General features: G+C 69.1%; 24 protein-coding genes. 14 read left to right on the top strand and 10 right to left on the bottom strand.

Features of this window, described 5'->3' with window-relative positions; genetic code table 11:
• Positions 1–2 precede the first annotated feature (2 nt).
• The 6 genes from ACO2RV_RS15785 to rutR all read right to left on the bottom strand — a co-directional run bounded on the left by ACO2RV_RS15785 (position 3) and on the right by rutR (position 5,365).
• On the bottom strand, positions 3–1,289 hold the full coding sequence (locus tag ACO2RV_RS15785; RefSeq protein ID WP_423294648.1) for a TRAP transporter large permease: 1,287 nt from the start codon (positions 1,287–1,289) through the stop codon (positions 3–5).
• Positions 1,286–1,837: a TRAP transporter small permease gene (locus tag ACO2RV_RS15780; protein WP_423294646.1), complete on the bottom strand. Its 552-nt coding sequence runs from the start codon at positions 1,835–1,837 to the stop codon at positions 1,286–1,288. Before ACO2RV_RS15780 ends, ACO2RV_RS15785 begins: the two co-directional genes overlap by 4 nt.
• Positions 1,834–2,634, bottom strand: coding sequence for a maleate cis-trans isomerase family protein (locus tag ACO2RV_RS15775; protein WP_423294644.1), 801 nt, complete (start codon positions 2,632–2,634; stop codon positions 1,834–1,836). Before ACO2RV_RS15775 ends, ACO2RV_RS15780 begins: the two co-directional genes overlap by 4 nt.
• Positions 2,631–3,629 (bottom strand): TRAP transporter substrate-binding protein, encoded by a 999-nt coding sequence (locus tag ACO2RV_RS15770; RefSeq protein ID WP_423294642.1) that lies wholly within the window; start codon positions 3,627–3,629, stop codon positions 2,631–2,633. Before ACO2RV_RS15770 ends, ACO2RV_RS15775 begins: the two co-directional genes overlap by 4 nt.
• 412 nt (positions 3,630–4,041) lie before the next feature.
• Entirely contained in the window at positions 4,042–4,680 is a 639-nt protein-coding gene (locus ACO2RV_RS15765; protein ID WP_423294640.1) for a DsbA family protein, read from the bottom strand.
• 28 nt (positions 4,681–4,708) lie between these two features.
• Positions 4,709–5,365 carry an HTH-type transcriptional regulator RutR gene (gene rutR, locus ACO2RV_RS15760; RefSeq protein WP_423294688.1) on the bottom strand — a complete coding sequence of 219 codons (657 nt, stop codon included), beginning with the start codon at positions 5,363–5,365 and terminating at the stop codon, positions 4,709–4,711.
• A 191-nt stretch (positions 5,366–5,556) separates the two neighbouring features.
• Here rutR and ACO2RV_RS15755 point away from each other — a divergent pair, with 191 nt between their 5' ends.
• Both ACO2RV_RS15755 and ACO2RV_RS15750 read left to right on the top strand, forming a co-directional pair.
• Positions 5,557–6,030 carry a cytochrome b gene (locus ACO2RV_RS15755; protein ID WP_423294638.1) on the top strand — a complete coding sequence of 158 codons (474 nt, stop codon included), beginning with the start codon at positions 5,557–5,559 and terminating at the stop codon, positions 6,028–6,030.
• Positions 6,031–6,045: 15 nt separating this feature from the next.
• On the top strand, positions 6,046–7,044 hold the full coding sequence (locus ACO2RV_RS15750; RefSeq protein ID WP_423294636.1) for an esterase-like activity of phytase family protein: 999 nt from the start codon (positions 6,046–6,048) through the stop codon (positions 7,042–7,044).
• A gap of 27 nt (positions 7,045–7,071) precedes the next feature.
• Here ACO2RV_RS15750 and ACO2RV_RS15745 read toward each other — a convergent pair whose 3' ends face one another.
• Positions 7,072–7,701 carry a queuosine precursor transporter gene (locus tag ACO2RV_RS15745; protein ID WP_423294634.1) on the bottom strand — a complete coding sequence of 210 codons (630 nt, stop codon included), beginning with the start codon at positions 7,699–7,701 and terminating at the stop codon, positions 7,072–7,074.
• Positions 7,702–7,706: 5 nt separating this feature from the next.
• Positions 7,707–8,012 (bottom strand): 50S ribosomal protein L28, encoded by a 306-nt coding sequence (rpmB, locus tag ACO2RV_RS15740; RefSeq protein WP_423294632.1) that lies wholly within the window; start codon positions 8,010–8,012, stop codon positions 7,707–7,709.
• A gap of 290 nt (positions 8,013–8,302) precedes the next feature.
• Here rpmB and ACO2RV_RS15735 point away from each other — a divergent pair, with 290 nt between their 5' ends.
• From ACO2RV_RS15735 to ACO2RV_RS15680, 12 genes are all read left to right on the top strand, one after another.
• Complete coding sequence (locus ACO2RV_RS15735) at positions 8,303–9,157, top strand: DUF3108 domain-containing protein (RefSeq protein ID WP_423294630.1); 855 nt, start codon at positions 8,303–8,305, stop codon at positions 9,155–9,157.
• Positions 9,158–9,352: 195 nt separating this feature from the next.
• A complete protein-coding gene (locus ACO2RV_RS15730; protein WP_423294628.1) occupies positions 9,353–12,715 on the top strand; it encodes a helicase-related protein in 3,363 nt (1,120 codons plus the stop codon).
• Between the two features lie 135 nt (positions 12,716–12,850).
• A complete protein-coding gene (locus tag ACO2RV_RS15725) occupies positions 12,851–13,417 on the top strand; it encodes a nicotinate-nucleotide adenylyltransferase (protein WP_423294626.1) in 567 nt (188 codons plus the stop codon).
• Positions 13,418–13,548: 131 nt separating this feature from the next.
• Entirely contained in the window at positions 13,549–13,962 is a 414-nt protein-coding gene (gene rsfS, locus ACO2RV_RS15720) for a ribosome silencing factor (RefSeq protein ID WP_423294624.1), read from the top strand.
• An 8-nt stretch (positions 13,963–13,970) separates the two neighbouring features.
• Positions 13,971–14,453: a 23S rRNA (pseudouridine(1915)-N(3))-methyltransferase RlmH gene (rlmH, locus tag ACO2RV_RS15715; RefSeq protein ID WP_423294686.1), complete on the top strand. Its 483-nt coding sequence runs from the start codon at positions 13,971–13,973 to the stop codon at positions 14,451–14,453.
• Positions 14,454–14,510: 57 nt separating this feature from the next.
• Positions 14,511–15,878 carry a murein hydrolase activator EnvC family protein gene (locus ACO2RV_RS15710; RefSeq protein WP_423294622.1) on the top strand — a complete coding sequence of 456 codons (1,368 nt, stop codon included), beginning with the start codon at positions 14,511–14,513 and terminating at the stop codon, positions 15,876–15,878.
• The gene (locus tag ACO2RV_RS15705) at positions 15,875–17,224 is read left to right on the top strand and encodes a S41 family peptidase (RefSeq protein ID WP_423294620.1); all 1,350 of its coding nucleotides are present in this window, start codon (positions 15,875–15,877) and stop codon (positions 17,222–17,224) included. The genes ACO2RV_RS15710 and ACO2RV_RS15705 overlap by 4 nt, the downstream gene beginning before the upstream one ends.
• Before the next feature lie 156 nt (positions 17,225–17,380).
• Positions 17,381–17,785: a hypothetical protein gene (locus ACO2RV_RS15700; RefSeq protein WP_423294618.1), complete on the top strand. Its 405-nt coding sequence runs from the start codon at positions 17,381–17,383 to the stop codon at positions 17,783–17,785.
• A gap of 188 nt (positions 17,786–17,973) precedes the next feature.
• Positions 17,974–18,486 (top strand): RNA pyrophosphohydrolase, encoded by a 513-nt coding sequence (locus ACO2RV_RS15695; RefSeq protein ID WP_423294616.1) that lies wholly within the window; start codon positions 17,974–17,976, stop codon positions 18,484–18,486.
• 125 nt (positions 18,487–18,611) lie between these two features.
• Positions 18,612–19,289 carry a TetR/AcrR family transcriptional regulator gene (locus tag ACO2RV_RS15690; RefSeq protein ID WP_423294614.1) on the top strand — a complete coding sequence of 226 codons (678 nt, stop codon included), beginning with the start codon at positions 18,612–18,614 and terminating at the stop codon, positions 19,287–19,289.
• On the top strand, positions 19,286–20,545 hold the full coding sequence (locus ACO2RV_RS15685; protein ID WP_423294612.1) for an efflux RND transporter periplasmic adaptor subunit: 1,260 nt from the start codon (positions 19,286–19,288) through the stop codon (positions 20,543–20,545). The genes ACO2RV_RS15690 and ACO2RV_RS15685 overlap by 4 nt, the downstream gene beginning before the upstream one ends.
• The gene (locus ACO2RV_RS15680; protein ID WP_423294610.1) at positions 20,545–23,721 is read left to right on the top strand and encodes an efflux RND transporter permease subunit; all 3,177 of its coding nucleotides are present in this window, start codon (positions 20,545–20,547) and stop codon (positions 23,719–23,721) included. The genes ACO2RV_RS15685 and ACO2RV_RS15680 overlap by 1 nt, the downstream gene beginning before the upstream one ends.
• Positions 23,722–23,876: 155 nt before the next feature.
• Here ACO2RV_RS15680 and ACO2RV_RS15675 read toward each other — a convergent pair whose 3' ends face one another.
• Together ACO2RV_RS15675 and trxA are read right to left on the bottom strand one after the other, a co-directional pair.
• Positions 23,877–24,551 (bottom strand): LON peptidase substrate-binding domain-containing protein, encoded by a 675-nt coding sequence (locus ACO2RV_RS15675; protein WP_423294608.1) that lies wholly within the window; start codon positions 24,549–24,551, stop codon positions 23,877–23,879.
• A 44-nt stretch (positions 24,552–24,595) separates the two neighbouring features.
• Positions 24,596–25,522 (bottom strand): thioredoxin, encoded by a 927-nt coding sequence (trxA, locus tag ACO2RV_RS15670; protein ID WP_423294606.1) that lies wholly within the window; start codon positions 25,520–25,522, stop codon positions 24,596–24,598.
• Positions 25,523–25,538: the final 16 nt, after the last annotated feature.

Here is a 25,538-nt window from a genome sequence, read left to right as displayed (position 1 = left end):
CTTCAGTCCGCCATCAGCGAGGGCAGTCCGGTGGACAGCCAGGGCACGGCGGTGAGCAGGATGAGGAAGCCGACCATGCCCCAGAAGAACGGCATGTTGGCGCGGAACACATGCACCACGTCCTCCCGCGCGATCTTGGCCGAGACCAGTATCGCGATGGCGACCGGCGGGGTGATCTGGCCGATCACCACCGTCACCACGATCAGCACGCCGAAATGCACGAGATCGACCTGCATCGCGATCAGCGAGGGCAGCAGCACCGGCATGATCATCGGGATGAGCGGGTCGAGCACCATGCCGGCGATCAGCGCCAGCAGCAGCAGGACGAGGATCTTCAGCGTCGTCGCCTCGAAGGGGAACAGCGTCTGCAGCCCGTCGGCCAGCACGATCGGCACCTTGGCCTGCGACAGCGCCCAGCCGAGCGCGGTGGAGAAGCCCACCACGATCAGCACCTCGCCGGTCATGATCACGCCGTCCACCGTCACCTGGCGCAGCTCCGACCAGGAGATCGAGCGGTAGACGAATTTCGACAGCACGAAGGCATAGGCGAGGGCGAAGGCGCCGGCCTCGCTCGGCGTGCAAACGCCGGAGATCAGGCTGATCAGGATGAAGGCCGGCAGGCCGAGCGGCAGGATCGCCCGCTTGCCGGTGCGCCACACCTCGTGCGGCACGAAGGGACCGGCCGTGCCCCAGCCATGCCGGCGCGCCATCCAGGAGATGACGCCCATCATCATGCCGCCCATCAGCAGACCCGGCACGACGCCGGCGAGGAACAGCGCGCCCAGTGAGGTGCCGGTCACCGCCGAATAGAGGATCATCGGCGAGGAGGGCGGGATCAGCACGCCGATGCCCGACGAGGTCGCCGTCACCGCCGCTGCGAAGGGGCCGGGATAGCCGTGCTTCTTCAGATGCGGGATGGTGACCGAGCCGGTGCCGGCGAGGTCCGCCACCGAGGTGCCGATCATGCCGCCGAACAGCACCGAGGTGACCACGTCGACATGGGCGAGGCCGCCGCGCATCCAGCCGACCAGCGCCACCGCGAAGTCGAACAGCCGTTTCGCGATACCGCCATTGTTCATGATGCCGCCGGCGAGGATGAACAAGGGCAGGGTGACGAGGATGTAGTCGGCGACGCCGGTCAGCGTCTGTTGCGGCAGGGCAAGCGCCCAGCCCCCGCTCACCGACAGGAAGATCAGCACCGAGGCGACCAGCGCCACGATGATGGGAAAGCCCAGTATGACGAGGGCGCAGAGGGCGACGAGCGAACCGCCGGCGAGGGCGAGCATCATGAGTGCACCTCCGGGGCCGTCTCGCGCGCGAACTGGCTCGGATCGTGCGGCTTGACGCTGCGGTAGAGGAATGCCGCCGCCATGCCGAGCGCGGCGGCGAGCAGCCCGCCGGAAATCCAGGATTTCGGGATGTCCAGCATCGGCGTGGTGTCGCGGCCGAACACGTTCATGTAGCGCCAGGCGTACCAGGCGACGACCAGCATCAGGAGCGCGCCGGCGAGGCTTATCGCCCGCGCCAGCGCCCGGCCCTGTCGCGGCCGCAGCCGGCTGGTGACGATCTCGCAGCCGACCAGTGCTCCGCGCCCGGCCGCCAGCACCACGCCGATGGCGGCGATCCAGACGAGAAGGACCGAGACGGCTTCTTCCGTCCAGGGCAGCGGGTGGTTGAAGAAGTAGCGGCCCGTCGCGTTGGACAGCACCAGCAGGCTGAGTGTCGCCATCAGCACCACGCCGGCGGTCTCGACCAGCCAGGTGGCCGCGCCGATCAGCGAGAAGCGGCCGATGAGTTCCGAGGGCGCGGGCCGCGCCTCCATGAGCTTGAAGGTCATGCGCAGGCTCCCTCGGTTGCGGGGGCGAGGCGGTTGGCGAACAGCTGGCCGTAGCCGGGCCGCGCGCCGTTGATGCCGGTCACTTCGAGACAGTGCCAGAACGAGGCCTGCACGGCGGAGATCACCGGCTTGCCGAGCGCGCGCTCCAGCGCCTCGATCACGCCGGAGGAGCGGAAATTGGTGCAGGAGATGAAGATGGCGGTGGCGTCCGGGTGGTCGCAGGCGACCACGTGGTCGAACACCTTCTCCAGCGGCACCTCGGCCAGCGCCCAGTCCTCGTCGATGCCGAGATTGCCGCTCTTCAGGACGGGGTGGCCGTTGGATTCGAGGAAGGCGACGGCGCGCTGGTGGATGGCGTCGACATAAGGCGTCGCCAGCGCCACCGGACCGGCCTTCACGGCCGCCAGCGCGGCGAGCGAGGCGGTGGAGGCGGTGGTCGCCTTCACCCCCGGCGCCCAGCCTTCCATGCGGGTGATCAGCGCCTTGTCATAGGCGGTGCCATAGACGAAGGAGGCGCTGGTGCCGCCGAAGCACAGCACGTCGATCGGCGCCGAGCCGACCAGCCGGGCGGATTGCTCCAGCTCCGGCGCGTTCATCATCTGGTCGATGCCCTCCAGCGTGACCTTGGGCAGGCGCACGCGGGTGGTGTGCACCGAGAGGCCCGGCGCCGCCATGGCCGCCCATTCGGCGTCCATGACGATGGAGGAGGCGATGTAGATGAGGCCGATGCGGCCGAGCGTTCCGTAGCCGTCGTAACGGAAGCCCGTGCTGGCCTCTGCACCTGTGGGAACGCTCATTTCAGCGAGGCCTCGAGCTTGCCCATCAGCTCCGGTCCGATAACCTTGGCGATCTCGCCCTTCACCGGCTCGGCAGCCTTGCGGAAGGCGGCGAGGTCCGGCGTGGTGACGGTCACGCCCTTCGCCTTGAACTCGTCGACCAGGCGGGCGTCGCTGTCGTCGGAGGCCTTGCGGGTGGCGGCGGAGCCGGCCTTGGCGGCCTCGGTGATCTTCGTCTTCAGCTCGGGGGAGAGCGCGTCATAGGCCGCGCCGTTCATGGCGAGGGTGATCGGCGTGTAGACGTGGTTGGTCAGGGCGATGAATTTCTGCACCTCGAAGAAGGAGAATTCCTTGATCACTGAGAGCGGGTTCTCCTGGCCGTCCAGCGCGCCCTGCTTGAGCGCCATGTAGACTTCGCCGAGCGGCATCGGGGTCGGGGCGGCGCCGAGCGTCTTGAAGGCGAGGATGCGGGTCGGGCTGCCCGGCGTGCGGATCTTCAGGCCCTTGAGGTCGGCGGGGACGTTGATCTGCTTGTTGGTGGTGGAGATGGTGCGGAAGCCGAGTTCGCCGAAGGCGAGAACTTCGAGCCCGGCCTTCTGCCGCAGCGAGGCGGCGAGCAGCTTGCCGAACGCCCCGTCGAAGGCGGCGCGGGCGCTCGCCTTGTCGGGAAAGAGGAACGGCGTGTCGAGCACCGAGAAGCCCTTGTCGAGCGTCACCACGTCGGAGCCGAGCGGCACCACCTGCACCTCGCCGGCGCGGATCAGCTCCATCAGCGCGGTTTCGTCGCCGAGCGCGCCGCCCTCGAAAAACTCGATCGCCACGTCCGGGCCGGCCGACTTGGCCAGCGCGTCGCGGAAATTCGCCAGCATGATGTTGAGCGGGTCGCCGCTATTGGTCTCGACGGCGAGGCGCAGCTTGGTCTGGGCTGACGCGGGCGCCGCGAGGCCGGACAGGCCGATGAGCGAGGCGACGACGCCCAAGGTCGCCAACCGCTTGAGGGAGGTGAGAGCACGCATGTTCCGCTTCCTTGCCTGTGGGGACGGGAAATACGGAAATACTTTTGCAGGCGGCGTGCCACGTGGCGGATCTAAAGCATTCGCCTCTACGTAAAACACCTTATGCACATTATTGGTGCATGCCGTTGCGGCATAGGATTAGTGTTTCATCAGATAATATTATGCAATCTGATCTATTGAATAGATAAAAACTATAATTCAATAACGTAGATAAAGGACCTGAACGTCGAATTAGTATGGCTCGCGCGATTTGGCAAATTATTACTAGAGATAATCACCTGCATCGTAATTTCCTATCGAACGTCGCCTCGGAATCCGCCGTGCCGATGCCATAGGCCGGACAGCCGCCAGCGTGCGGGCAAGCGGAATTCTCGCGTAATGGACCTGCGGCCCGGATCGACAGGGGCGGGCGCTACTTGTCCTTGGCGCGTGCGCGGGCGTCGGCGACGACGTCGCGGAAGCCCTGATAGTCCAGCGCCGCGGCGACCTTGTAGGGGCCGACCAGATAGACCGGCGTGCCGGGCAGGCCGAGCGCCTGCGCCAGTTCGTTGTTGCGCTTCAGCAGGTCGCCGATCTCATGCGCGTGGCTGCCCAGATCCGCCGCCAGTCTCTTGCGGTCGATGCCGGCCTTCTCCAGCGCGGCGCTCATCCGCTCGGCGGTGAGGCTTCCCTTCAGGCCCATCAGCGTCGTGTGGGCGAGGGTATATTTGCCCTGGTAGTTCGCCGCCAGCGCCAGCTGGGCCGCAACCACCGAACTCTCGGCGAGGATCGGCCAGTCCTTGTAGACGATGCGGATGCCGCGATCTTCGCTGATCAGCCGGGCGAGGGCGGGGGCCGACTTGCGGCAATAGCCGCAATTATAGTCGAAGAAGGCGACGATGGTGACATCGCCCTTGGGATTGCCGCCGGTCGGCGCCTGCGGGTCGAACAGCAGCGCCTCGATGTCGAGTTCCGGCGCACCGCCCCGCGGCGCGTTCACCAGTGGAACCGCCAGCACAGCGGCCGCCATCGACGCCAGGGCGGCGGAGCGCAGAACGTCACGGCGGTGCATGCGAGGGCTCCTGAAAATCTGTGCTGCCTCAATCATCCGAGCGTACACGCACGCCGTCGAGAATGATGCGCTGGATATTGCGTACGGCCTCCTCGGCGAAGGCCTCGTCGTCCAGCCCGGTCTGGAGCAGGGCGTCGATCTGCGAGGCGAAGTCCGCATAGTGCTGGGTGGTGGCCCAGATCGAGAAGATCAGATGATGCGGGTCGACCGGCGCGAGGCGTCCGGCGGCGGTCCAGGCGCGGATCACCGCCGCCTTGGCGTCCACCAGTTCCTTCAGCGACGTTTCCAGTTCGTGGCGCAGCAGCGGCGCGCCCTGCACCAGCTCCAGGCAGAACAGCCGCGAGGCTTCCGGGTGGGTGCGCGAGAACATGATCTTGCGCCGGATGTACTCGCCGATGCCCTGCACCGGGTCGCTGTCGAGCTCCAGCCCGCGCAGCGGATCCAGCCACTGGTCGAGCAGCCGCGTCAGCGCCGCGACATAGACCTCCTCCTTGGAGGCGAAATAATAGAACAGGTTGGTCTTGGAGACGGCCGCCTGCTCGGCGATCTGCTCGACCGTGGTGCCGTGCAGTCCGGCGCGCGAGAACAGCAGGAGCGCGGCATCGAGAATCGCGCTGCGCTTGGCCTCGATCTGCTTGCGGCGGCGCGGCGTACGGGGCTCGGCGGAGCGGGAACTCTTGCGCAAGGTCGTCTGCGATTCGCCCTCGCCGGCCAGTGCCGGCCGGCGCTCAGGCGTGCGGTCCGTTGATGCGGCGCGTGCCACCCCGATTGCTCCCGAACCCGTCATGCCCCTTTTGTGACATGGCACGGAAATGAAACGCGCCGCAATATGTTGTCCGCCCACCCGTGTCGATTCGACCAGCCGGAGCTCGACGGATGAATGCCCGCTACGACCGCGTTGCCCGCAATCTGCACTGGCTGGTGGCGGGGCTCGTGCTGGTCCAGTTCGCCACCGGCTGGAGCTGGGGATATTTCGAGCGCGGTTCGGAACCCCGGTTCTACCTGTTCCGCACCCATCTCTTCGTGGGCTACGCGGTGCTCGCCCTCGCGCTGCTGCGCATCGTCTGGCGCTTGACCCATCGCGCACCGCCGCTGCCGGAGGGCATGTCCCGGCTCACCCGGATCGCGGCGCACGCCACCCATGGGGTGCTCTACCTCGCCATCCTCGTCCAGCCGGTCCTCGGCGCGGTGACGACCACGGCGCTCGGCAAGCAGCTTGGCACCGGGCCTGTTCACGTCGCCCTGGCCTATCTCATCGCCGGCATTGTCGTACTGCATGTCGGCGCGGCGCTGTGGCACCAGTTCATCCGCCGCGACGGGCTCGTCTCGCGCATGCTTCCCGCCCGCTGACCGGAATCCCACCTGATGCTTACCGACGTCTCCCGCAGCCTGCTGGCGGCCACCGCCCTGCTGCTGGCGCTGCCCCTCGCCGGTCAGGCGCAGACGGTTGCCCTCGACATCGCCGCGACGCCGATCGAGCGCTTCGTGCCCAGCGGCGCCGCCCGCATCGGCGCGCTGGAGTTTCGCGGCGGGCTGGTGCTGTCCGCCGCCTCCGGTGATTTCGGCGGCTGGTCGGGACTGGTGATCGATCCCGACGGGGCCGGCATCCTCGCCGTCAGCGACCGCGGCACCTGGCTCGCCGGCCGGATCGACAGCGAGGGCGACCGGCCGACGGGCATCGCCGAAGCGCGGCTGGCGCCGATGCGCGCGGCCGGCGGGGGCACGCTGGCCGGACAGCGGCGCGGCGACGTCGAATCGCTCGCCCGCGTCAAGGGCGGCCTCGTCGTCGGCATCGAGCGCGTGCAGGAGATCTGGCGGTTCGATGGGGACGATCCGTTGAAGGCGACCGGGCGGCGGCTGCTCGCCGATGCCGACATCGCCCGGCGCGGCTCGAATGAGGGGCCGGAGGCGCTGCTGGCGCCGCCCTCCGGCGCACCCGCCGCGCTTATCGTCATCGCCGAGGAAAGCCCGGACGATCCGGCCACCCTGCCGGGATTCCTGTTCGGCCCGCTGGACAAGCCGGTCGCTACCGGGCGTTTCGCCATCGAGCGGATCGACGAATTCGCCGCCACCGACGCCGCCCTGTCCGACGACGGCATGGTCTATCTCCTGGAGCGCCGCTACGACATGCTGCGCGGCCCGGCCATGCGCATCCGCCGCTTCCCGCTCAGCGAGATCGCGCCCGGCGCGCGCATTCGCGGCGAGGTTCTGGCCGAGGCCAACCGCAGCGCGGCAATCGACAACATGGAAGCCATCGCCCTGCACCGCAACGCGGCCGGCGAGCTGATCATCACACTGTTGTCGGACGACAATTTCTCGCCGCTCCAGCGCAGCTTGCTGCTGCGCTTCGCGGTGATGCAATAGCAGGGAAGTGACGAAGCGCGCGGGACGTCAGCGCGCCGGGATGCCCGCGCCCTGGGCACCGGCCCACGGCTTCAGCCAGCCCATCAGCGCGCCATAGGGCACCAGCGCCAGCAGCGCGCAGCCGACCTTCACCAGGAAATCGAAGAAGGCGAGGCCGACCCAGAGCGGCACGGTGATGCCGGTCGAGGCGTAGGTGACGGGGAAGGACATGTCGGCATCGCCGGCGAAGGCGAGCGAGAAGAAGATCGCCGTGTCGAGCGCCGAACCGATCAGGCTGCCGGCCAGCGGCGCCTGCCACCAGCTCAGGCGGCGCAGGCGGTTGAACACGCCGATGTCTAGCAGCTGGCCGACCAGGAAGGCCGTGCCCGAGGCCAGCGCGATGCGCGGCGTCGCCAGTGCGATCGACAGCACGACCGCCAGCGCGAAGCCGAAATAGACCACCTGCCGGGCGACGGCGGGGCCGAAGCGGCGGTTGGTCAGGTCGTTGACGAGAAAGGCCAGCGGGTAGGTGAACGCACCCCAGGTCAGCACCTCGGCGAGGCCGAACTGCTGCACCGGGTATTGCACCAGCACATTGGAAGCCGCCACCACCGCCATCATGGCGATGACGGGGAGGGCGAGCCTGGAGGCGGAAACCTCGATGCCGGCGACGTTCATCGCGCTCAGGCGGCCGCAGCTTCCGAGGCGGTGACCGAGGCCTTGGCCACGGCGCGCTTCAACTCGGCGGCCTTGGGCGACAGCTCTTCGATGCGGGCCTTGATCAGGAACGCATCGAGACCACCGCGGTGGTCGACGGTCTTGAGGGCGTTGGCGCTCACGCGCAGCTTCACCGACCGCTTCAGCACATCGCTGGTGAGCGTAACGTTCACCAGGTTCGGCAGAAAGCGCCGACGGGTCTTGCGGTTGGAGTGGCTCACGAGATTGCCGGTCAGAACCGCCTTCCCGGTAAGTTCGCACCGACGCGACATCGTGGAATTCCTTGCTTTTCACGCCGTTGCGCCGCAGGCCACGAAGGCAGCCTGACGATCCCGCATGCGGCATCTGTCAATTTAAGAGTGCGCTCCTATAAGGAAGCGTCCCGGCGCCGTCAAGGCCGCGGGCCGTTCTCCCCCGTACGTGGCGAGCGCGCCGCGTTCCCGGCTTCGTGAGCGCGCGAGTCACAGTTCCGCCGACTTCCAACGCCATCCGATGCTGGGGTAAATGACGTTTGGGCGCAATCGCGGGCGATTCGCCGGGCCGGGTCAGGATCAGCTTTCACATGCTTCGCTTCAGCCTCACGGCGACACTTGCGCTTGTCGGTGCCGGCACGCTGGCCGGCACGTTGGCGACGCCGGTCCTTGCCGACGGGCGGCTGGAGGCGCGGTACAAGCTGTCACTGGCGGGCCTGGAGCTGGGCCGCGCGGCGCTGGTGCTGGAAGTCGACGAGAAATCCTACACCGCCTCCGGCAGCGCCCGGCTCACCGGCGTGGTGCAGGCGGTGTCCACCGGCAAGGGCACGGCCGGCGCGCGCGGCCAGATCGATCACGGCGTGCTCGCGCCCCGCGCCTTCGCCATGGAAGCCGAGACCGACAAGAAGGCCGAGGCGATCCGCCTGGTGATGAACGGCGCCGGCGTGACCGACATGAATGTCGAGCCGCCGGTGATGCCCGTGCCCGACCGCGTGCCGCTGACCGACAAGGACAAGCGCGGCGTGTTCGATCCGATGTCGGCCGCGCTCATCATGGTGCCGGGCACCGAGGAGGCGCTCTCCGCCAAGGCGTGCGAGCGCACTTTGTCCATCTTCGACGGCCGCCAGCGCTACGATCTGGAGCTGAGCTTCGAGCGCATGGAAGAGGTGAAGGCGGAGAAGGGCTATGTCGGCCCGGCCGTCGTCTGCCGCATCGCCTATCGCCCGGTCGCCGGCCACCGGCCGAACCGCTCCGGCGTGAAATACATGATGAAGAACAAGGAAATGTATGTGTGGCTGGCGCCCATCGCCGGCACGCGCATGCTGGCGCCGTTCCGCGCCGCGGTGACGACCGCCATCGGCGTCGCCCAGCTCGAGGCGCTGAGCTTCATCAGCGAACCCATGGTCGGCCGGCAGGCCGGCCCCGCCAAGGCGGCGATCCCGTAGGCGCGTTCTCTCGCCCGCACGAGTAGCCCGGCGCGTTTCCCGCCGCCCCGATGCCGCGGCGCGAATCCATTCCCATATGCAGGGCGCTCCCGTGGAGCGAGCGTCCGGCAGCGCCGGGCGCAACAATCTATCGCCCTTGGTCGAGCCCATGTGCTAAACGAGCCGGGCCGCCGGCTCGACGGACATATTGATCTGATGAACATCGCCGCACCGCCGGTCAACGCCAGCCCCTTCGCGAACCGGCCCCTGCCGCCCTCCCTGCGCTCGCGGGGTGTCACGGCCGTGCTCGGGCCGACCAATACCGGCAAGACCAGCCTCGCCATCGACCGCATGCTCGGCCATTCCTCCGGGCTGATCGGCCTGCCGCTGCGCCTGCTGGCGCGCGAGGTCTATCAGCGCATCGTCGAGCGTGTGGGTCCCGAACAGGTGGCCCTCGTCACCGGCGAGGAGCGCATCAAACCGGCCAATCCGCGCTACTGGGTGTCGACCGTCGAGGCGATGCCGCGCGACCTCGACGTCGCCTTCGTGGCGCTGGACGAGATCCAGATTTCCGCCGATCTCGACCGCGGCCACATCTTCACCGACCGCCTGCTGAACCGGCGCGGGCGGGAGGAGACGCTACTGCTCGGCGCCGCCACCATGCGCCCGATCATCGAGAAGCTGCTGCCGGGCGTGAACATCCTCGTGCGCCCGCGCCTGTCGAACCTCTCCTTCGCCGGCGAGAAGAAGATCACCCGCCTGCCGCGCCGATCGGCCATCGTCGCCTTCTCCGCCGACGAGGTCTACGCCATCGCCGAACTGATCCGCCGCCAGCGCGGCGGGGCGGCGGTGGTGCTCGGCGCGCTCTCCCCGCGCACCCGCAACGCGCAGGTGGAGATGTACCAGAATGGCGACGTCGACTATCTCGTCGCCACCGACGCCATCGGCATGGGGCTCAATCTCGACGTCGACCATGTCGCCTTCGCCGGTGACGTGAAGTTCGACGGCTGGCAGTTCCGCCGGCTCAATCCGGGCGAATTGGCGCAGATCGCCGGGCGCGCCGGGCGCGCCAAGCGCGACGGCACCTTCGGCACCACCGGGCGCTGCTCGCCCTTCGACGCCGAGCTGGTGGAGCGGCTGGAGGCGCACAGCTTCGATGCGCACCGCGTGCTGCAATGGCGCAACAGCGCGCTGGACTTCGCCTCCATCGAGGCGCTGGGCCGTTCGCTGGCGCAGGTGCCGCGCGAGGAAGGGCTCACCCGCGCGCCCACCGCCGATGACGTCCTGGTGCTTGAGACGCTGGCGCGCGACCCGGCGATCCGCCGCCACGCGGTGGGTGCGCGGGCGGTCGAGCGGCTGTGGGAAGCCTGCCAGCTGCCGGACTATCGGAAGGTGTCGCCGGCCTCCCATTCCGACCTCGTTTCGACGGTTTACGACGATCTGATGCGGCTCGGGCGCATCTCCACCGACTGGTTCGCCAAACAAGTGGCCTTGGCGGACCGAGCGGAAGGTGACATAGACACGCTGTCGGGGCGCATTGCGCAGGTCCGTACCTGGACCTTCGCGGCGAACCGGCCGGATTGGCTCGACGACCCGGAACACTGGCGGGGTGTCACACGGCGTGTGGAAGACAGGCTTTCCGATGCGCTTCACGAGCGGTTGGCGCACCGCTTCGTGGATCGCCGGACCAGCGTGCTGATGCGGCGCTTGCGAGAGAATGCAATGCTCGAAACTGAAATCACCAAGACCGGCGATGTGGTCGTCGAAGGCCATGTGATCGGCCACCTGCTCGGCTTCCAGTTCGCCGCCGACGCTTCGGCCGGCGGCCCGGAGGCCAAGGCATTGCGCACGGCCGCGCAGCAGGCGCTCTCCGGCGAGATCGAGGCGCGCGCCGCCCGCCTGGCCGAGGCGCCGGACGATGCCTTCGTGCTCTCGTCCGATGGCACGCTGCGCTGGATCGGCGATCCGGTCGCCAAGCTCATTCCGGGCGACGAGGTGCTCACCCCCCGGATCAAGATCATCGCCGACGAGCATCTCACCGGCCCCGCGCGCGATGCCGTGCAGGCGCGCGTCGAATTGTGGCTGAAGGCGCATATCGAGAAGCTGCTCGGCCCGCTCATGGTTCTCGGCAAGGCCGAGGATATTGCCGGCATCGGCCGCGGCATCGCCTTCCAGCTGGTCGAGACGCTCGGCGTCTTGGAGCGCCACAAGGTGGCCGAGGAGATGAAGAGCCTCGCCCAGGAGGCCCGTGCGGTGCTGCGCGGCCACGGCGTGCGCTTCGGCGCCCACCACATCTATATCCCGACCCTGCTGAAGCCGGCGCCGCGCGCGCTCGCCGCCCAGCTCTGGGCGTTGAAGCATGGTGGTTTGCAGCAGAAGGGGCTGGATGAGCTGCCGCATCTGGCCGCTTCGGGCCGCACCTCGATCCCGGTCGATCCGGAGATCCAGAAGGGGTTGTACCGCGCGGTCGGCTTCCGCGTCGCCGGCGAGCGCGCCGTGCGCGTCGACATTCTGGAGCGCCTGGCCGATCTCATCCGCCCGGCGCTGGCCTGGCGGCCGAATACCTCCGGTGAGAAGCCGGCGGGTGCCTTCGACGGCAGCGGCTTCATCGCCACGGTCGCCATGACCTCGCTGGCCGGCTGCGCGGGTGAGGATTTCGCCTCGATCCTGCGCTCGCTCGGCTATCGCATGGAGCGCCGCCCCGCGCCGGTGGAGACTGCCCCGGCCGAGACCGCCCCCGCTGAGGCCGTGCCGGCTGACGCCGTTTCGGTCGAAGCCGAGACGCCGGCCACCGAAGCGGAGACCGAAGCGGTCGCGGTGCCGGTCAGCACCGATGTCGCCTTCGACCACACGGTCGAGCCGGCGCTGGAGCCGGAGGCCGTTGCCGAATCCATAGAGGCGCGGACCGAGGCCCCGGTCGAGGTGGCGCCGCTGGCCGATGTCAGCGCGGTGAGCGGCGAGGTGTTCACCGATCCGGTGTTCGACCAGACCGTCGAGCCGGCGCTGGAAGCCGTCGTCGAGGCCGAGGCGGTGGAAGCTGTGTCGACCGAGACCGAGACTGAGACCGCGACCGACGCTGCCGCTCCTGCCGAGCCGGCGATGATCGAGGTGTGGCGCCCCGGCCGTCCGCCGGGCCAGCACCGTCCCGCCCATCACCGCAAGGGCGGCCCGCAGCAGGGACGTGGCCCGCAGCCGCGCACGGAAGCCGGTGCCGCGCCTGCCGGCGATGCCGCCGCGCCGCGCGAGCCGCGGCCGGAAGGCGAGCGTGGCCGTCGTCCGTTCCGCGACGAGCGTCGTGCGGAAGGCCGGCCGGAGCGTCGTCCCGAGGGCGGCGAGGGCGAGCGCGCCCCGCGTGGTCCGCGCCGCGAGGACGGGCGCGAGAATCGCCGCGACGATAAGCGCAAGGAATTCGGCGGCCGCGAGCATGGCAATCGCGAGGGCGGCCGTCCGCCGCAGGAGCGCTTCTCGGCCGGGCCGCGTCCCGATACCCGCCGCGACAAGCCGGTGGATCCGGATTCGCCCTTCGCCAAGCTGCTGGCGCTCAAGGCCCGCATGGAGGCGGAGAAGAATGGCGGCTGATCGGGTCTCCGGTCCTTCCGCCCATCGCCGCTGACGCCGGAGGGCGCCGTCATCGGCACGGATCGCCCGAGCGAAGCATTGGGGATCGCGGCAGGAAACGTTTCCGCGCCGCGCCTCCCGCCGCTTGCGCCGGGCATGCGCATCGGCCTCTATGGCGGCAGCTTCAACCCGCCGCATGCCGCCCATCGCGCGGCGAGCCTGCTGGCGCTGAAGCGGCTGAACCTCGATCAGGTCTGGTGGCTGGTTACGCCCGGCAACCCGCTCAAGGACAATGACGCGCTGCCGCCGCTCGCTGTCCGGCTGGCGCAGGCGCGGGCGGTTGCCGACCATCCGGCGCTGGTGCCGACCGGCCTCGAGGCGGCGCTGGGCACGCGCTACACTCATGACACGGTGGCGGCGCTGGTGCGGCGCTATCCCAAGGTCCGGTTCGTCTGGCTCATGGGGGCGGACAACCTGGCCTCGTTCCATCGCTGGCAGCGCTGGCGCGACATTGCCCGCCTCGTGCCGATCGCGGTGATCGATCGGGCGGGCTGCACCTTTCCGGCGATGGGCGCGCCGGCGGCGCACGCCCTGCGGCGCTGGCGGCTGGACGAGGCCGCCGCGCCGAAGCTCGCGGGACGGTCTCCGCCGGCCTGGGTTTTCCTGCACGGGCTGAAGTCGCCGCTGTCATCCACGCAGCTGCGGCGGGCGGCATCGGTGTAGGGCTGACGCGATTTTACGCGCGACGGTTGAAAAATGGGCCGTTTCGGCCTTATCTTAGGCACGCAGAGACGGCGGAATTTCCCGCCGTGGTTCTTGCAGAAATGACGAGAGGATCTGGACCCCTGTCCATCATGGCGCTCTCGGCAGCCGCCTCCGAACCGGCGACTGCCCCTGTCTCCGAGACGCGTTTCGACGCCGAGGAGATGCTGGCCCTCATCCTGGCCCGTCTTGAAGACGACAAGGCCGAGGATATCGTTTCCATCGAACTGCGCGGCAAGACGACCATCGCCGATTACATGGTGGTGGCCTCGGGCCGGTCCCAGCGGCATGTCGGCGCTATCGCCGAGCACCTTGTCGAGGCGCTGAAGGCGCACGGCGTCAAGGGCGTTCGGGTCGAAGGCATGCCGGCCTGCGACTGGGTGCTGATCGATGCCAGCGATGTCATCGTGCACGTCTTCCAGCCGGAGGTGCGGGGCTTCTACAACATCGAGAAGATGTGGTCGGGCGCCCTGCCGGGCAGCGCGGCCAGCCCGGCGCGCGGCTAGACCCGCTCGTGCGTCTGCTGATCCTTGCCGTGGGCCGGATGAAGGCCGGGCCCGAGCGTGAGCTTTGTGCGCGCTATATCGAGCGCACGGCAAAGAGCGGGCGGGCGCTGAGCCTTACCGGGCCGGACGTCGTCGAGATCGCCGAAAGCGCGGCGCGCCGGCCGGACGACCGCATGACCGAGGAAGGCGCGGCGCTGCTCGCCGCCCTGCCCGAGGAGACGGCGGTCATCGCGTTGGACCCGCGTGGCCGCGAGGCGTCGAGCGAGGAGATCGCCGCCGACATCGCCGCGCTGCGCGACCGTGGCGTCCGGGCGCTGTCCTTCCTGATCGGCGGTGCCGACGGGCTGAGCGATGCCGCACGCGGGCGCGCCGACCGGTTGGTCGCCTTCGGACGTGCCACCTTCCCGCACCAGCTGGTTCGGGTGATGATGGCCGAGCAGCTTTACCGCGCGACGACGATCCTCGCAGGCCACCCCTACCACAAGGCCTGAGCGTTTCCGGCGTCGGTCGGTAACCGAACATTAACCACGCCGACGTTCCCTCACACGATGCCGCTCGCGCGCCCCACGCCTTCCGCCTTCGACGCGCCCCGCCTCCGGCGCGGGTTTCCGCATGCGCTGCGCGTCGCGCTCGCCTGCGTCCTGCTGCTCACCTCGCCGGCGCTCTCGCCCGCCTGGCCGCAGGAGGCGCCGCCCGCCGCCGGCGGCAGCGATCCGCTGGCCGAACATCACAAGCGGATGGACCAGCTCAATGCCGACCTGCAGGGCAGCGCGGCCGAGCGCGAGCGCCTCGCCGGCGAGATCGCCGCGCTGAAGGGCGACCGGGCGAAGCTCGCCAGCGCGCTCCTCGAGACGGCGCAGAAGGTGCGCGAGGTCGAGGCCAAGCTCGACACGTCCGAGCAGCGCCTCGTGCAGCTGGGCCGCGAGGAGGGCGACATCCGCGAATCGCTCGATTCGCGGCGCGACGTGCTCGCCGAGGTGCTGGGCGGGCTGATGCGGCTCGGCCGGCGTCCGCCGCCGGCGCTGCTGGTGCGCCCGGACGACGCGCTGCAATCGGTGCGCTCCGCCATCCTGCTCGGGGCGGTGCTGCCGGAGCTGAAGGCGGAGACCGAGCTGCTTTCGGGCGAGCTCGCCGCGCTGGAGCGGGTGCGCCAGGAGACGGCGCGCGAGCGCGACGCTCTCGCAGAATTGAAAAGCTCGCTGGCCGAGGAACGCCGCCGCACGGCGGCGCTGATCGACGAGCGCCGCGCATCGATGGAGGCCGGCGAGGCGGCCTTGCACAATGAGGAAGCGCGCGCCGCCGCGCTGGCCGCCGAAGTCGGCAATGTGCGCGAGCTGCTGGCGCGGATGGAGACCGAGGTCTCCGTCTCGCGCAAGGCGGCGGAAGCGGCGAAGGCGGCGCAGAGCAAGGCGGATCAAGGCCCCGCGGCCCGGCTGGCGGCGTTGCAGAATCCCGGCCGGCTCACGCCCGGCGTGCCTTTCGAGGAGGCCAAGGGCATGCTGCCGCTGCCGGCGGGCGGCGTCACGCTGAAGGCATTCGGCACGGAAGACGGCTATGGCGGGCAGGAAAAGGGCGTGTCCTTCGGCACCCGCATCGAGGCGCAGGTGCTGGCGCCGAGCGACGGATGGGTGGTCTATGCCGGCCCGTTCCGCTCCTATGGACAACTCTTGATCATCAATGCCGGCGGCGGCTACCATATCTTGCTGGCGGGTATGGATAAGATCACAGTGGAACTGGGTCAGTTCGTGCTGTCCGGCGAGCCGGTGGCGGTCATGGGACAAGGACCGCAACTTGTGTCGTCGGTCGGCCTTGGAACCGCCCAACCCATTCTCTATGTCGAGTTCCGCAAGGATGGAAACTCGATCGATCCAGCGCCATGGTGGGCGACGAGCGAGAGCGAGAAGGCACGCGGATGATGCGTAAGACGTCAGTATTTCTCTTGGGCGCAGCCGTCGGCGCGCTGGTCGCCGTGGGCGCTGCGCAGCCCCGGCTGCTGCTCCAGCCCGGCCAGGCCATGGCCGCGGCTTCCGACACCTACCGCCAGCTGAACCTGTTCGGCGACGTGTTCGAGCGCGTACGCGCCGACTACGTTGAGAAGCCTGACGATGCCAAGCTGGTCGAAGCGGCCATCAACGGCATGCTGGCCTCGCTCGATCCGCACTCGACCTACATGGACGCGAAGGATTTTCGCGACATGCAGGTGCAGACGCGCGGCCAGTTCGGCGGTCTCGGCATCGAGGTCACGATGGAAGACGGCCTGGTGAAGGTGGTGACGCCGATCGACGACACGCCCGCCGCCAAGGCCGGCGTGTTGGCCGGGGACCTCATCATCAAGCTGGACGATGACGAGGTGAAGGGCCTCACTCTGCAGCAGGCGGTCGACAAGATGCGCGGCGCGGTGGCCACCCCGATCAAGCTCACCATCCTGCGCAAGGGCTCGGAAAAGCCGCTCGAGCTGACGCTGACTCGCGATGTCATCAACATCAAGTCGGTGCGCTCGCGCGTCGAGGATGGCGATATCGGCTATATCCGCATCACCTCCTTCAGCGAGCAGACCGGCGAGAGCCTGAAGAAGGCGGTCGAGGACCTGACCAAGCAGATCGGCGAGGACAAGCTCAAGGGCTTCATCATCGACCTGCGCAATAATCCCGGCGGCCTGCTCGACCAGGCGATCGACGTTTCCGACACCTTCCTCGACCGTGGCGAGATCGTCTCCACCCGCGGCCGCAATGCCGACGAGACCGAGCGGCGCAACGCGCGGCCCGGCGACCTCGCCAAGGGCAAGCCGGTGATCGTGCTGGTCAATGGCGGTTCGGCCTCGGCGTCGGAAATCGTCGCCGGCGCGCTGCAGGACCACAAGCGCGCCACCATCCTCGGCTCGCTCTCCTTCGGCAAGGGCTCGGTGCAGACCGTGATCCCGGTTTCCGGCAATGCGGCGATCAAGCTGACCACGGCGCGCTACTATACGCCGTCGGGCCGGTCGATCCAGGCCAAGGGCATCCAGCCCGACATCGAGCTGGTGCAGGACGTGCCGCAGGAAGTGAAGGAGAAGGCGGAGGCCGCGGGCGTCGAGACGACGCGTGGCGAGGCTTCGCTCAAGGGGCATCTGAAGAACGGCGAAGACGAGAAGACCGGTTCGCCCGCCTATGTGCCGCCGGATCCGAAGGACGACACCCAGCTGAAGCTCGCCATCGACCTGATGCAGGGCGTGCAGAAGAACGCGGCCTATCCCGCCGATCCCAAGGCGGCCGTGCCGAACTGAGGCGCGATCCACGGCACCAGAGCCCTCCGGTGCCGGTGTGACGCAAAGGCAACAAGCCCCGCTCTTTCGCGAGAGCGGGGCTTTGTTTTTTCCGCCGCCGCTTTCGCTGCCGGATTTTGCCGCGATCCCGCCTAGGTCGGAGCCGACAAGAGCGCCATGAAAAGCAGTGAAACGCTTCGCATGTCGCCGATGGACGCCCAGAATTACGCTGCCGCCGATGCTCCGCTCGGACGCGACGCCGGCCGCGACAACGCGCATTACTGCGCGGCCGTGACGATCTTCGCCGTGGTCGGCATCGCCATCGTCGGCGTGGCGGGCCTGTGGCTCACGCTGCGCGAGCGGCCGGCGGCGCAGGCCTTCAATGTCTTCGAGGATATCAACGCGGCGGTGAGCGCCGACATGCCGGTGCTGCGGCCGGGTTTCGCCGGCGACGACGTGGATGCGGGTGTCGGCTCCTTCACCTTCCTCGACGGTTCGACCGGGCAGCGCGAAATCGTCGAGATGGCGCCGCCGGTCCGCTCGGCCTCCAGCGCTTCCGAAAATCCGGTGGTCGCGCGCTGAGCGGCAGGTGCCGGCGAAGGTCCCACTGCACCTCTCGACGCCGCGCTAAGCATAAATCGAGCTCTTTCTCGCGGTGTCACGGTGCGGGTCTATGATGGCGCTGCGTGGCGCCTCGTCCCCGGCGGGCCCTCCCGCGCGAATGTTCGTGCCCGCCTGTCCCTGTCCGGCTTGTCTGAACGGCTTTTGCGATGGTTCCTTTCGAGCAGCTTCCCTACCGTCCCTGCGTCGGCGTCATCCTGGTCAATCGCGAGGGGCTGGTGTTCCTCGGCCAGCGCATCGGCGGGGCGGAGCATGTCGACGCGCTGCATTCCTGGCAGATGCCGCAGGGCGGCATCGATGACGGCGAGCTTCCGCGGGAGGCGGCGCTGCGCGAACTCTATGAGGAGACCAACGTCACCTCCGTCGAGCCGCTGGCGGAAGCGCCCGACTGGTTCGCCTACGACCTGCCCGAGCCCATCGCCCGCGAGGCGTGGAAGGGGCGCTATCGCGGCCAGACGCAGAAATGGATCGCGCTGCGCTTCACCGGCGAGGATAGCGAGATCAATGTCAGCCAGCCGGGCGGCGGCAAGCACAAGCCGGAATTCATCGCCTGGCGCTGGGAGCGGCTGGAACACACGCCCTCTCTCATCATTCCCTTCAAGCGTCCGGTCTATCTGCGGGTGGTGCAGGAATTCACCCCGGTGCTGGCCGCTCTCGGCTGAGGCGGAGCCAGCCGCAGCGGCGCAGGCGTCCGGTTGCGGAGATGCGAACGAACGTTCGTTCTTGACTCGGGGCGTTCGCCTGCCGTAAATGCGAACGAACGTTCGCTCCAGAACTGGAGATCGGCTTGACCGCGCTTGCCCGTCCTGTCCCGCCATCCGATGCCCCGGCTTCGGCCGAGGGGAAGCGCGCGCCCGCGCGGCCGGATCCGCGCCGCCGCGTGCTGGATGCGGCCATCGCCTGTTTCACGCGGTCCGGCTTCCACGGCACCTCGATGCACGAGATCTGCGCGCAGGCCGGCATGAGCCCGGGCGCGCTCTATCGCTATTTCCGCTCCAAGGAGGCGATCATCATCGCCATCGTCGAGGAGGAGCGGGCGGCACGGGCGAGCTTCGTCGAGATGCTGGAGACCGCGCCGAGCTTCATTGAGGGGCTGGCGCGCATGGGCCATGCGCTGTTCTCCGGCGAGACGCCGATGGTCTGCCTCGAGCTCGGCCCGGAGATCTACGCCGAGGCGGCGCGCAATCTCGCCCTGAAGCCGACCTTCGACGGCGTCGAGGACGAGATGAACGCGGCGATCCGCCGCTGTTTCCTCGCCGCCCAGGCGCGCGGCGAGATCGACGCCGCCATCGACCCCGATATCGCCCTTCTGCTGATCAGCGCCATCGGCGACGGACTGGTGCTGCGCCACAGTTTCGAACCCGGTCTGTCGCTCGACCGGGCAATGCCCGCGCTTGCCGGCCTGATCGGGCGCATGCTCGCGCCCACCGCACCTGCCGCCGCTCCCTCGGACGTTACGCCATGACCGAAAAGACCCCCTCCTTTCGCGGCCGCATCGCGCTCGCTTTGACCATGACCGCCGTCGTGGTCGGCGTGGCCGGCTATGCCTTCCGCGACCGCATCGCCGCCGGCCTCAGCCTCACCGAGCCGGCGCAGGCCGATGTCGCCGCCCCCGCGCCGAACGCGGTGCGCGGCATCACCATTTCCGTCGTGCCCGCCACCCGTCGCGAGGTGGTCGAGCGCCTGCCGGTCACCGGCACGCTGGTGGCGCGCGAGGAGATCATGGTCGGGCCGGAAATCGACGGCTACCGCATCACCGACATCCTCGTCGAGGAAGGCGACCGGGTGGAGAAGGGCCAGGCGCTCGCCCGCCTGTCGCGCGACACGCTCGACACGCTGCTGGCGCAGAACACCGCTAACGCCGCCCGCGCCCAGGCCGCCATCGCCCAGCAGAAGGCCCAGCTGCAGCAGGCGCTGGCCCAGCGCACCGAGGCGGAAGCGGCGGTCGAGCGCGCCCGCACGCTGATCAAGACCGGCGCCACCTCGCAGGAAGTGCTGGACCAGCGCGAGCGCGCGGTGAAGGTCGCCGCCGCGCAGGTGACCGCCAATGAGGAGGCGGTCACCGCCGCCGAGGCCGACGCCGCCCAGATCAAGGCCAATCGCGACGAGATCGAGGTCCGTCTCGCCCGCACCGACATCAAGGCACCGGAAGCCGGCATCATCTCTTCGCGCGCCGCCCGGCTCGGCGCCATCGTGCTGTCCGCCAATGCCGAGCCGCTGTTCCGCATCGTCCGGGACGGCGCCATCGACCTCGATGCCGAAGTGCCCGAATCCGCCCTGCCGCGAGTGATGCCGGGCCTGCCGGTGTCGGTCACCCCGGCCGGCTTCACCACGCCGATCGAGGCGAAGGTGCGGCTCGTCGGTGCCAATGTCGACACCACGACCCGTCTCGCCCGCGTCGCCGTGGCGCTGCCGGACGACCCGCGCCTTCGTCCCGGCGCCTATGGGCGCGGCGTCATCGAGATCGCCCGCCATGAAGGCGTCGCCCTGCCGCAATCGGCGGTGCAGTTCGCCTCCGACGGCGTGTTCGTGCTGGTGGTCGAGAACGACATCGTGCGACGGCGGGCGGTGAAGACCGGCCTGCAGGGCGACGGCGTCATCGAGATCGTCGAGGGCGTGACGGAGGGCGAGAGCGTGGTCGCCCGCGCCGGCGGCTTCCTGCGCGATGGCGACCGGGTGACGCCGGTGCCGCTGACGGCCGATGCGAAGGGCGGCGTCTGATGGCTCTCAACATTTCCGCCTGGGCGATCCGCAAGCCGGTCCCCTCCATCGTGCTGTTCGTGGTGCTGACGGCGATTGGCCTGTTCACCTTCGACCGGCTGCCGATCACGCGCATGCCGAACATCGACGTGCCGATCGTTTCCGTCACCATCACCCAGCCCGGCGCGGCGCCGAGCGAGCTGGAGACGCAGGTCACCAAGCGCGTCGAGACCACGGTCGCCGGCGTGCAGGGCGTGAAGCACATCACCTCCACCATGACCGAGGGTTCCTCCGTCACGGTCATCGAGTTCCAGCTGGAAACCCAGGTCGACCGCGCGGTGAACGACGTGCGCGACGCGGTGTCGAAGATCCGTTCGGAACTGCCGCAGGACATCGAGGAGCCGCTGATCCAGCGCATCGATGTCGAGGGCATGGCCATCGTCACCTATGCCGCCTCGGCACCGGGCATGACGCCGGAGGAGCTCTCCTGGTTCGTCGACGACACGGTGATCCGCGCGCTGCAGGGCGTGCGCGGCGTCGCGCAGGTCAAGCGCGAGGGTGGCGTCGACCGCGAAATCCGCATCTCGCTCGATCCCGACCGCCTCGCCGCACTCGGCGTGACGGCGGCCGACGTCAACCGCCAGCTGGCCGCCACCAATGTCGACCTCGCCGGCGGGCGCGGCGAAATCGGCACGCAGGAGCAGTCGGTGCGTACGCTGGGTGGCGCGACCACGGTCGCCGAGCTTGCGGAAACCCGCATCGCGCTTCCCGGCGGCCGCCATGTGCGCCTGGCCGATCTCGGCACGGTGACCGACGGGGCGGCCGAGCCGCGCATCTTCGCCCGGCTCGACGGCAAGCCGGTGGTCGCCTTCGGCATCTATCGCGCCAAGGGCTTCTCCGACGTCGTGGTGGCCGAGGCCGCCGAGAAGGAGCTGCGCAAGCTTGAGGCGGCGCATCCCGACGTGACGATCACGCTGATCGATTCGACGGTGAAATACACCCATGCGGACTATGAATCCGCCATGCACACGCTCATCGAGGGCGCGGTGCTGGCGGTCATCGTGGTGCTGCTGTTCCTGCGCGACTGGCGCGCCACCATCATCTCGGCGACGGCGATCCCGCTCTCCATCCTGCCCACCTTCTGGGTGATGGACATGCTCGGCTTCTCGCTGAACGGGGTGAGCCTGCTCGCCGTCACGCTGGTGACCGGCATTCTCGTCGACGACGCCATCGTCGAGATCGAGAACATCGTGCGCCACATGCGCATGGGAAAATCCGCCTATCGGGCCGCCATCGACGCGGCCGACGAGATCGGCCTCGCGGTGGTCGCCACCACGCTGACCATCGTCGCGGTGTTCCTGCCGGTCAGCTTCATGGGCGGCATCGCCGGGCAGTATTTCCGTCAGTTCGGCATCACCGTCGCGGTTGCCGTGCTGTTCTCGCTGCTGGTCGCACGCCTGCTGACCCCGATGCTCGCGGCCTATTTCCTGCGCGATCACGGGCACCGGGAGACGCCGGACAGCCTGCTGATGCGCCTCTATGTCCGGCTGCTGAAAACCTCGATCCGCCACCGCTTCATCACCGTCACGGCCGGCATCGCGCTGTTCATCGGCTCGATGTGGCTGTCCACCCTGCTGCCCTCCGGCTTCATCCCGAATTCGGACGTCTCGCGCTCGGTGCTGGCGGTCGAGCTGCCGCCCGGCGCCACGCTGGATGCGACGCGCCGCGTGGTCGATGACATCGCCGACAAGCTGAAGGCTCAGCCCGAGGTGGCGAGCGTGTTCGTCACCGCCGGTTCGAGCGTCGCCGGCGGCGCGGCGAGCAGCGGCGGCGAGGTGCGCAAGGCCACCGTCATCGTCAACCTCGTGCCGCGCGCGGAGCGCCAGGCCTCGCAGAAGCAGTTCGAGGGGCGGATGATGGCCGCGATCGCGCAGATCCCCGACCTGCGTTTCAATTTCGGCGCCTCGGGCGGCGCCGGCCCCGGTGGGCGCGAATTCACCGTCATCCTGTCCGGCTCGGACGGCGCGGCGGTGGAGAAGGCCGCGCTGGAGCTGGAGCGCGAGATCCGTACCCAGGTGAAGGGGCTGTCGAACGTGGTCACCAGCGCCGCGATCGACCGGCCGGAGCTGCGCGTCGTGCCCAAGCTGGCAGAGGCGGCCGAGCTCGGCGTCTCGGTTTCCGACATCGCCCAGACCGTGCGTATCGCCACCATTGGCGACATTTCGCAGAACCTCGCCAAATTCTCCGCCGGCGACCGGCAGGTGCCGATCCGGGTACAGCTCGACGAGAAGGCGCGCGCCGACCTGTCGACCTTCGAGACGCTGAAGGTGCGCACCGCCTCCGGCGCTTCCGTGCCGCTTTCGGCGGTGGCGGATATCTCCTTCGGCGCTGGCCCGTCCAGCCTCGACCGCTACGACCGGGCCCGCCGCATCGCCATCGAGGCCGATCTCGCCGGCAATACCCAGCTCGGCGAGGCGCTGGCCGAGGTCTATGCGCTGCCCGTGGCGAAACGCCTGCCGTCCGGCGTCGTGCTCAAGGAGAGCGGCGACGCGGAGATCATGGGCGAGGTGTTCGGCGGCTTCGCCACCGCCATGGGCGCCGGCGTGATGATGGTGCTGGCGGTGCTGGTGCTGCTGTTCGCCAATGTCCTGCAGCCCATCACCATCCTGGTCGCCCTGCCGCTGTCGGTCGGCGGCGCCTTCGTGGCGCTGCTCGTCACCAACAACGCCATGACGCTGCCGGTGGTCATCGGCTTCCTGATGCTGATGGGCATTGTCACCAAGAACGCCATCCTGCTGGTGGATTTCGCCATCGAGGCGGTGCATTCGGGCATCGACCGCACCACCGCGCTGATCGAGGCGGGCCGCAAGCGCGCCCAGCCCATCATCATGACCACCATCGCCATGGTGGCGGGCATGATGCCCTCGGCGATGGGGATCGGCGAGGGTGGCGATTTCCGCTCGCCCATGGCCATCGCGGTCATTGGCGGGCTCCTGGCCTCGACCGCGCTGTCGCTGGTCTTCGTGCCCGCCGTGTTCACGCTGATGGACGATCTCGGCCTGTTCCTGGCGCGCATCTTCGGGCGCTTCGTCGGCGCGCGGGACGAAGCCCCCGAGCATGGCGGCGCCGCGGTGCTGCCGACCGTCCATGCCATGCCGCGCCCGGCGACCCCGCGCCCGCCCATGGCGGCGGAATAAGGCGATATCTCCCTCTCCCCGACGGGAGAGGGTTGGGGTGAGGGGACGTCGACGCCCCGCAATCGCTAGGCCCCTCACCGACCCGCTGCGCGGGCCACCTCTCCCCGACGGGGAGAGGAAAGTAGAAGGTGGCGTTAGGCGCCCGTCTGCGAGGACTATTGCAGCGGGGTGTCGCCGTCGCCGCCGGCGGTGCGGGCGAGGCTCATCTGCGTCACCGCGATCAGCATCTCGGCGCGGGCCGCAAGGCTCGGGGCTTCCAGCAGCGCCTGCTTCTCGCGCGGGCCGAACGGCGCCATCATCGCGAGCGCGTTGACCAGCGCCTCGTTCGGCGCGTCCTTGATGCTGTTCCAGTCCGCTTCCAGCTGGTTGGCGTCGAGATAATCCGCCAGCGTGCGCAGCAGCGTGCCGCGATCCACCGCTTCGGCGCCGGCATTGGCGGTGAAGTCGTCGCCGAAGGCGCTGTAGTCCACCTGTGCCTGCCGGAACGGGGTGTCCGCCTCCACCTCCTGCAGCACGCGGAAGCGGGCGATGCCGGTAAGGTTCAGTATGTAGCGGCCATCCCCGCTCTCGCCGATCTCGGTGATGCGGCCGACGCAGCCGATCTGCGTCAGCCGCGGGCCGGCCTCACCCGCCCCGCCATCGAGCGCGGGCTGGAGGATGCCGATCAGGCGGGGGCCGGCGAGCGCGGCGTCGACCATCGCGACATAGCGCGGCTCGAAGATGTTCAGCGGCAGCTGGCCGCGCGGCAGCAGCAGAACGCCTTCCAGCGGGAAGAGCGGGATGATGTCCGGAAGATCGGACGGGCCGCCATAGGCACGGTTGATCGCCATTGGCGCTCCTCAGCGGCGGGGACGGGCGCCATGCCCGTCCGGCCTTATGCGAACAGGATGGAGGACAGGCGGCGGCGCCCGGCGAGGGTGTGCTCGTCGGTCGGGCCCCAGGCCTCGAAGAACTGGACCAGCTGCTTGCGCGCGCCGTCCTCGTTCCAGTTGCGGTCCTTGCGGACGATGGCGAGCAGCTCGTCGACCGCCTCCTCGCGCTTGCCATGGGCGGCGAGCGCCACGGCGAGGTCGAAGCGGGCCTGGTGGTCGAGCGGATTGGCGGCGACCTTCGCCTCCAGCTCGCGCACGTCGCCGAGCGCGGCGGCGGCTTCCTCCAGCTCGATAGCGGCGCGCACGGCGGCGAGGCCGGCATCGTTCGCCGCGGTCTCCGGCGCCAGAGCGAGCGTCGCCTTGGCTTGCTCGGGGTTGCCCGCCAGAAGCTCGGTGCGGGCGAGGCCGGCGATGGCCTTCAGATTGGCCGGTTCCTCGGCCAGCACGGCGGCGAAGATCTCCGCCGCCCCGACCAGGTCGCCCTCGGCAAGCGCGGCCTCGCCCGAGGCCACCACCTCGGCGATGTCGCCACCCTCCGCCCCGCCGGCGAGGCGGTCGACCAGCGCCTGGATCTGGCTCTCGGGCTGGGCGCCCATGAAGCCGTCGACCGGCTGGCCGTTGACGAAGGCGTAGACGGTGGGCAGCGACTGGATGCCGAGCTGCTGGGCGATGGCGGGGTGCTCGTCGGTGTTCATCTTGGCGAGGCGCACCTTGCCCTTGGCCGCGCGCACCACCTTCTCGATGACCGGCGTCAGCTGCTTGCAGGGCCCGCACCACGGCGCCCAGAAATCCACCAGCACCGGGCGCTTGCGCGATTCCTCGACCACGTCCTTCATGAAGCTCCGGGTCGTGACGTCCATCACGACATCGTCGCCGGCCGGCGTGGAGGCTCCGTCCTGTGCCGGGTTGGCGGGCTGGTTCAGCAACATGGGGATCCTCGCAAAA

Origin of the sequence: Ancylobacter sp. VNQ12 (genome assembly GCF_049445835.1) — a bacterium.
In the GTDB taxonomy this organism is placed as follows: Bacteria; Pseudomonadota; Alphaproteobacteria; order Rhizobiales; family Xanthobacteraceae; genus Ancylobacter.
Note: the sequence above shows the minus strand (reverse complement) of the source record. Positions and strands in the feature narration are given on the sequence as shown.

What these genes read in the sequence shown, in the direction of transcription:
- ACO2RV_RS15785 (WP_423294648.1), bottom strand. Translation starts at nt 1,289, where the DNA reads ATGATGCTCGCCCTCGCCGGCGGTTCGCTCGTCGCCCTCTGCGCCCTC.
- ACO2RV_RS15780 (WP_423294646.1), bottom strand. Translation starts at nt 1,837, where the DNA reads ATGACCTTCAAGCTCATGGAGGCGCGGCCCGCGCCCTCGGAACTCATC.
- ACO2RV_RS15775 (WP_423294644.1), bottom strand. Translation starts at nt 2,634, where the DNA reads ATGAGCGTTCCCACAGGTGCAGAGGCCAGCACGGGCTTCCGTTACGAC.
- ACO2RV_RS15770 (WP_423294642.1), bottom strand. Translation starts at nt 3,629, where the DNA reads ATGCGTGCTCTCACCTCCCTCAAGCGGTTGGCGACCTTGGGCGTCGTC.
- ACO2RV_RS15765 (WP_423294640.1), bottom strand. Translation starts at nt 4,680, where the DNA reads ATGCACCGCCGTGACGTTCTGCGCTCCGCCGCCCTGGCGTCGATGGCG.
- ACO2RV_RS15755 (WP_423294638.1), top strand. Translation starts at nt 5,557, where the DNA reads ATGAATGCCCGCTACGACCGCGTTGCCCGCAATCTGCACTGGCTGGTG.
- ACO2RV_RS15750 (WP_423294636.1), top strand. Translation starts at nt 6,046, where the DNA reads ATGCTTACCGACGTCTCCCGCAGCCTGCTGGCGGCCACCGCCCTGCTG.
- ACO2RV_RS15745 (WP_423294634.1), bottom strand. Translation starts at nt 7,701, where the DNA reads ATGAACGTCGCCGGCATCGAGGTTTCCGCCTCCAGGCTCGCCCTCCCC.
- rpmB (WP_423294632.1), bottom strand. Translation starts at nt 8,012, where the DNA reads ATGTCGCGTCGGTGCGAACTTACCGGGAAGGCGGTTCTGACCGGCAAT.
- ACO2RV_RS15735 (WP_423294630.1), top strand. Translation starts at nt 8,303, where the DNA reads ATGCTTCGCTTCAGCCTCACGGCGACACTTGCGCTTGTCGGTGCCGGC.
- ACO2RV_RS15730 (WP_423294628.1), top strand. Translation starts at nt 9,353, where the DNA reads ATGAACATCGCCGCACCGCCGGTCAACGCCAGCCCCTTCGCGAACCGG.
- ACO2RV_RS15725 (WP_423294626.1), top strand. Translation starts at nt 12,851, where the DNA reads ATGCGCATCGGCCTCTATGGCGGCAGCTTCAACCCGCCGCATGCCGCC.
- rsfS (WP_423294624.1), top strand. Translation starts at nt 13,549, where the DNA reads ATGGCGCTCTCGGCAGCCGCCTCCGAACCGGCGACTGCCCCTGTCTCC.
- ACO2RV_RS15710 (WP_423294622.1), top strand. Translation starts at nt 14,511, where the DNA reads ATGCCGCTCGCGCGCCCCACGCCTTCCGCCTTCGACGCGCCCCGCCTC.
- ACO2RV_RS15705 (WP_423294620.1), top strand. Translation starts at nt 15,875, where the DNA reads ATGATGCGTAAGACGTCAGTATTTCTCTTGGGCGCAGCCGTCGGCGCG.
- ACO2RV_RS15700 (WP_423294618.1), top strand. Translation starts at nt 17,381, where the DNA reads ATGAAAAGCAGTGAAACGCTTCGCATGTCGCCGATGGACGCCCAGAAT.
- ACO2RV_RS15695 (WP_423294616.1), top strand. Translation starts at nt 17,974, where the DNA reads ATGGTTCCTTTCGAGCAGCTTCCCTACCGTCCCTGCGTCGGCGTCATC.
- ACO2RV_RS15685 (WP_423294612.1), top strand. Translation starts at nt 19,286, where the DNA reads ATGACCGAAAAGACCCCCTCCTTTCGCGGCCGCATCGCGCTCGCTTTG.
- ACO2RV_RS15680 (WP_423294610.1), top strand. Translation starts at nt 20,545, where the DNA reads ATGGCTCTCAACATTTCCGCCTGGGCGATCCGCAAGCCGGTCCCCTCC.
- ACO2RV_RS15675 (WP_423294608.1), bottom strand. Translation starts at nt 24,551, where the DNA reads ATGGCGATCAACCGTGCCTATGGCGGCCCGTCCGATCTTCCGGACATC.
- trxA (WP_423294606.1), bottom strand. Translation starts at nt 25,522, where the DNA reads ATGTTGCTGAACCAGCCCGCCAACCCGGCACAGGACGGAGCCTCCACG.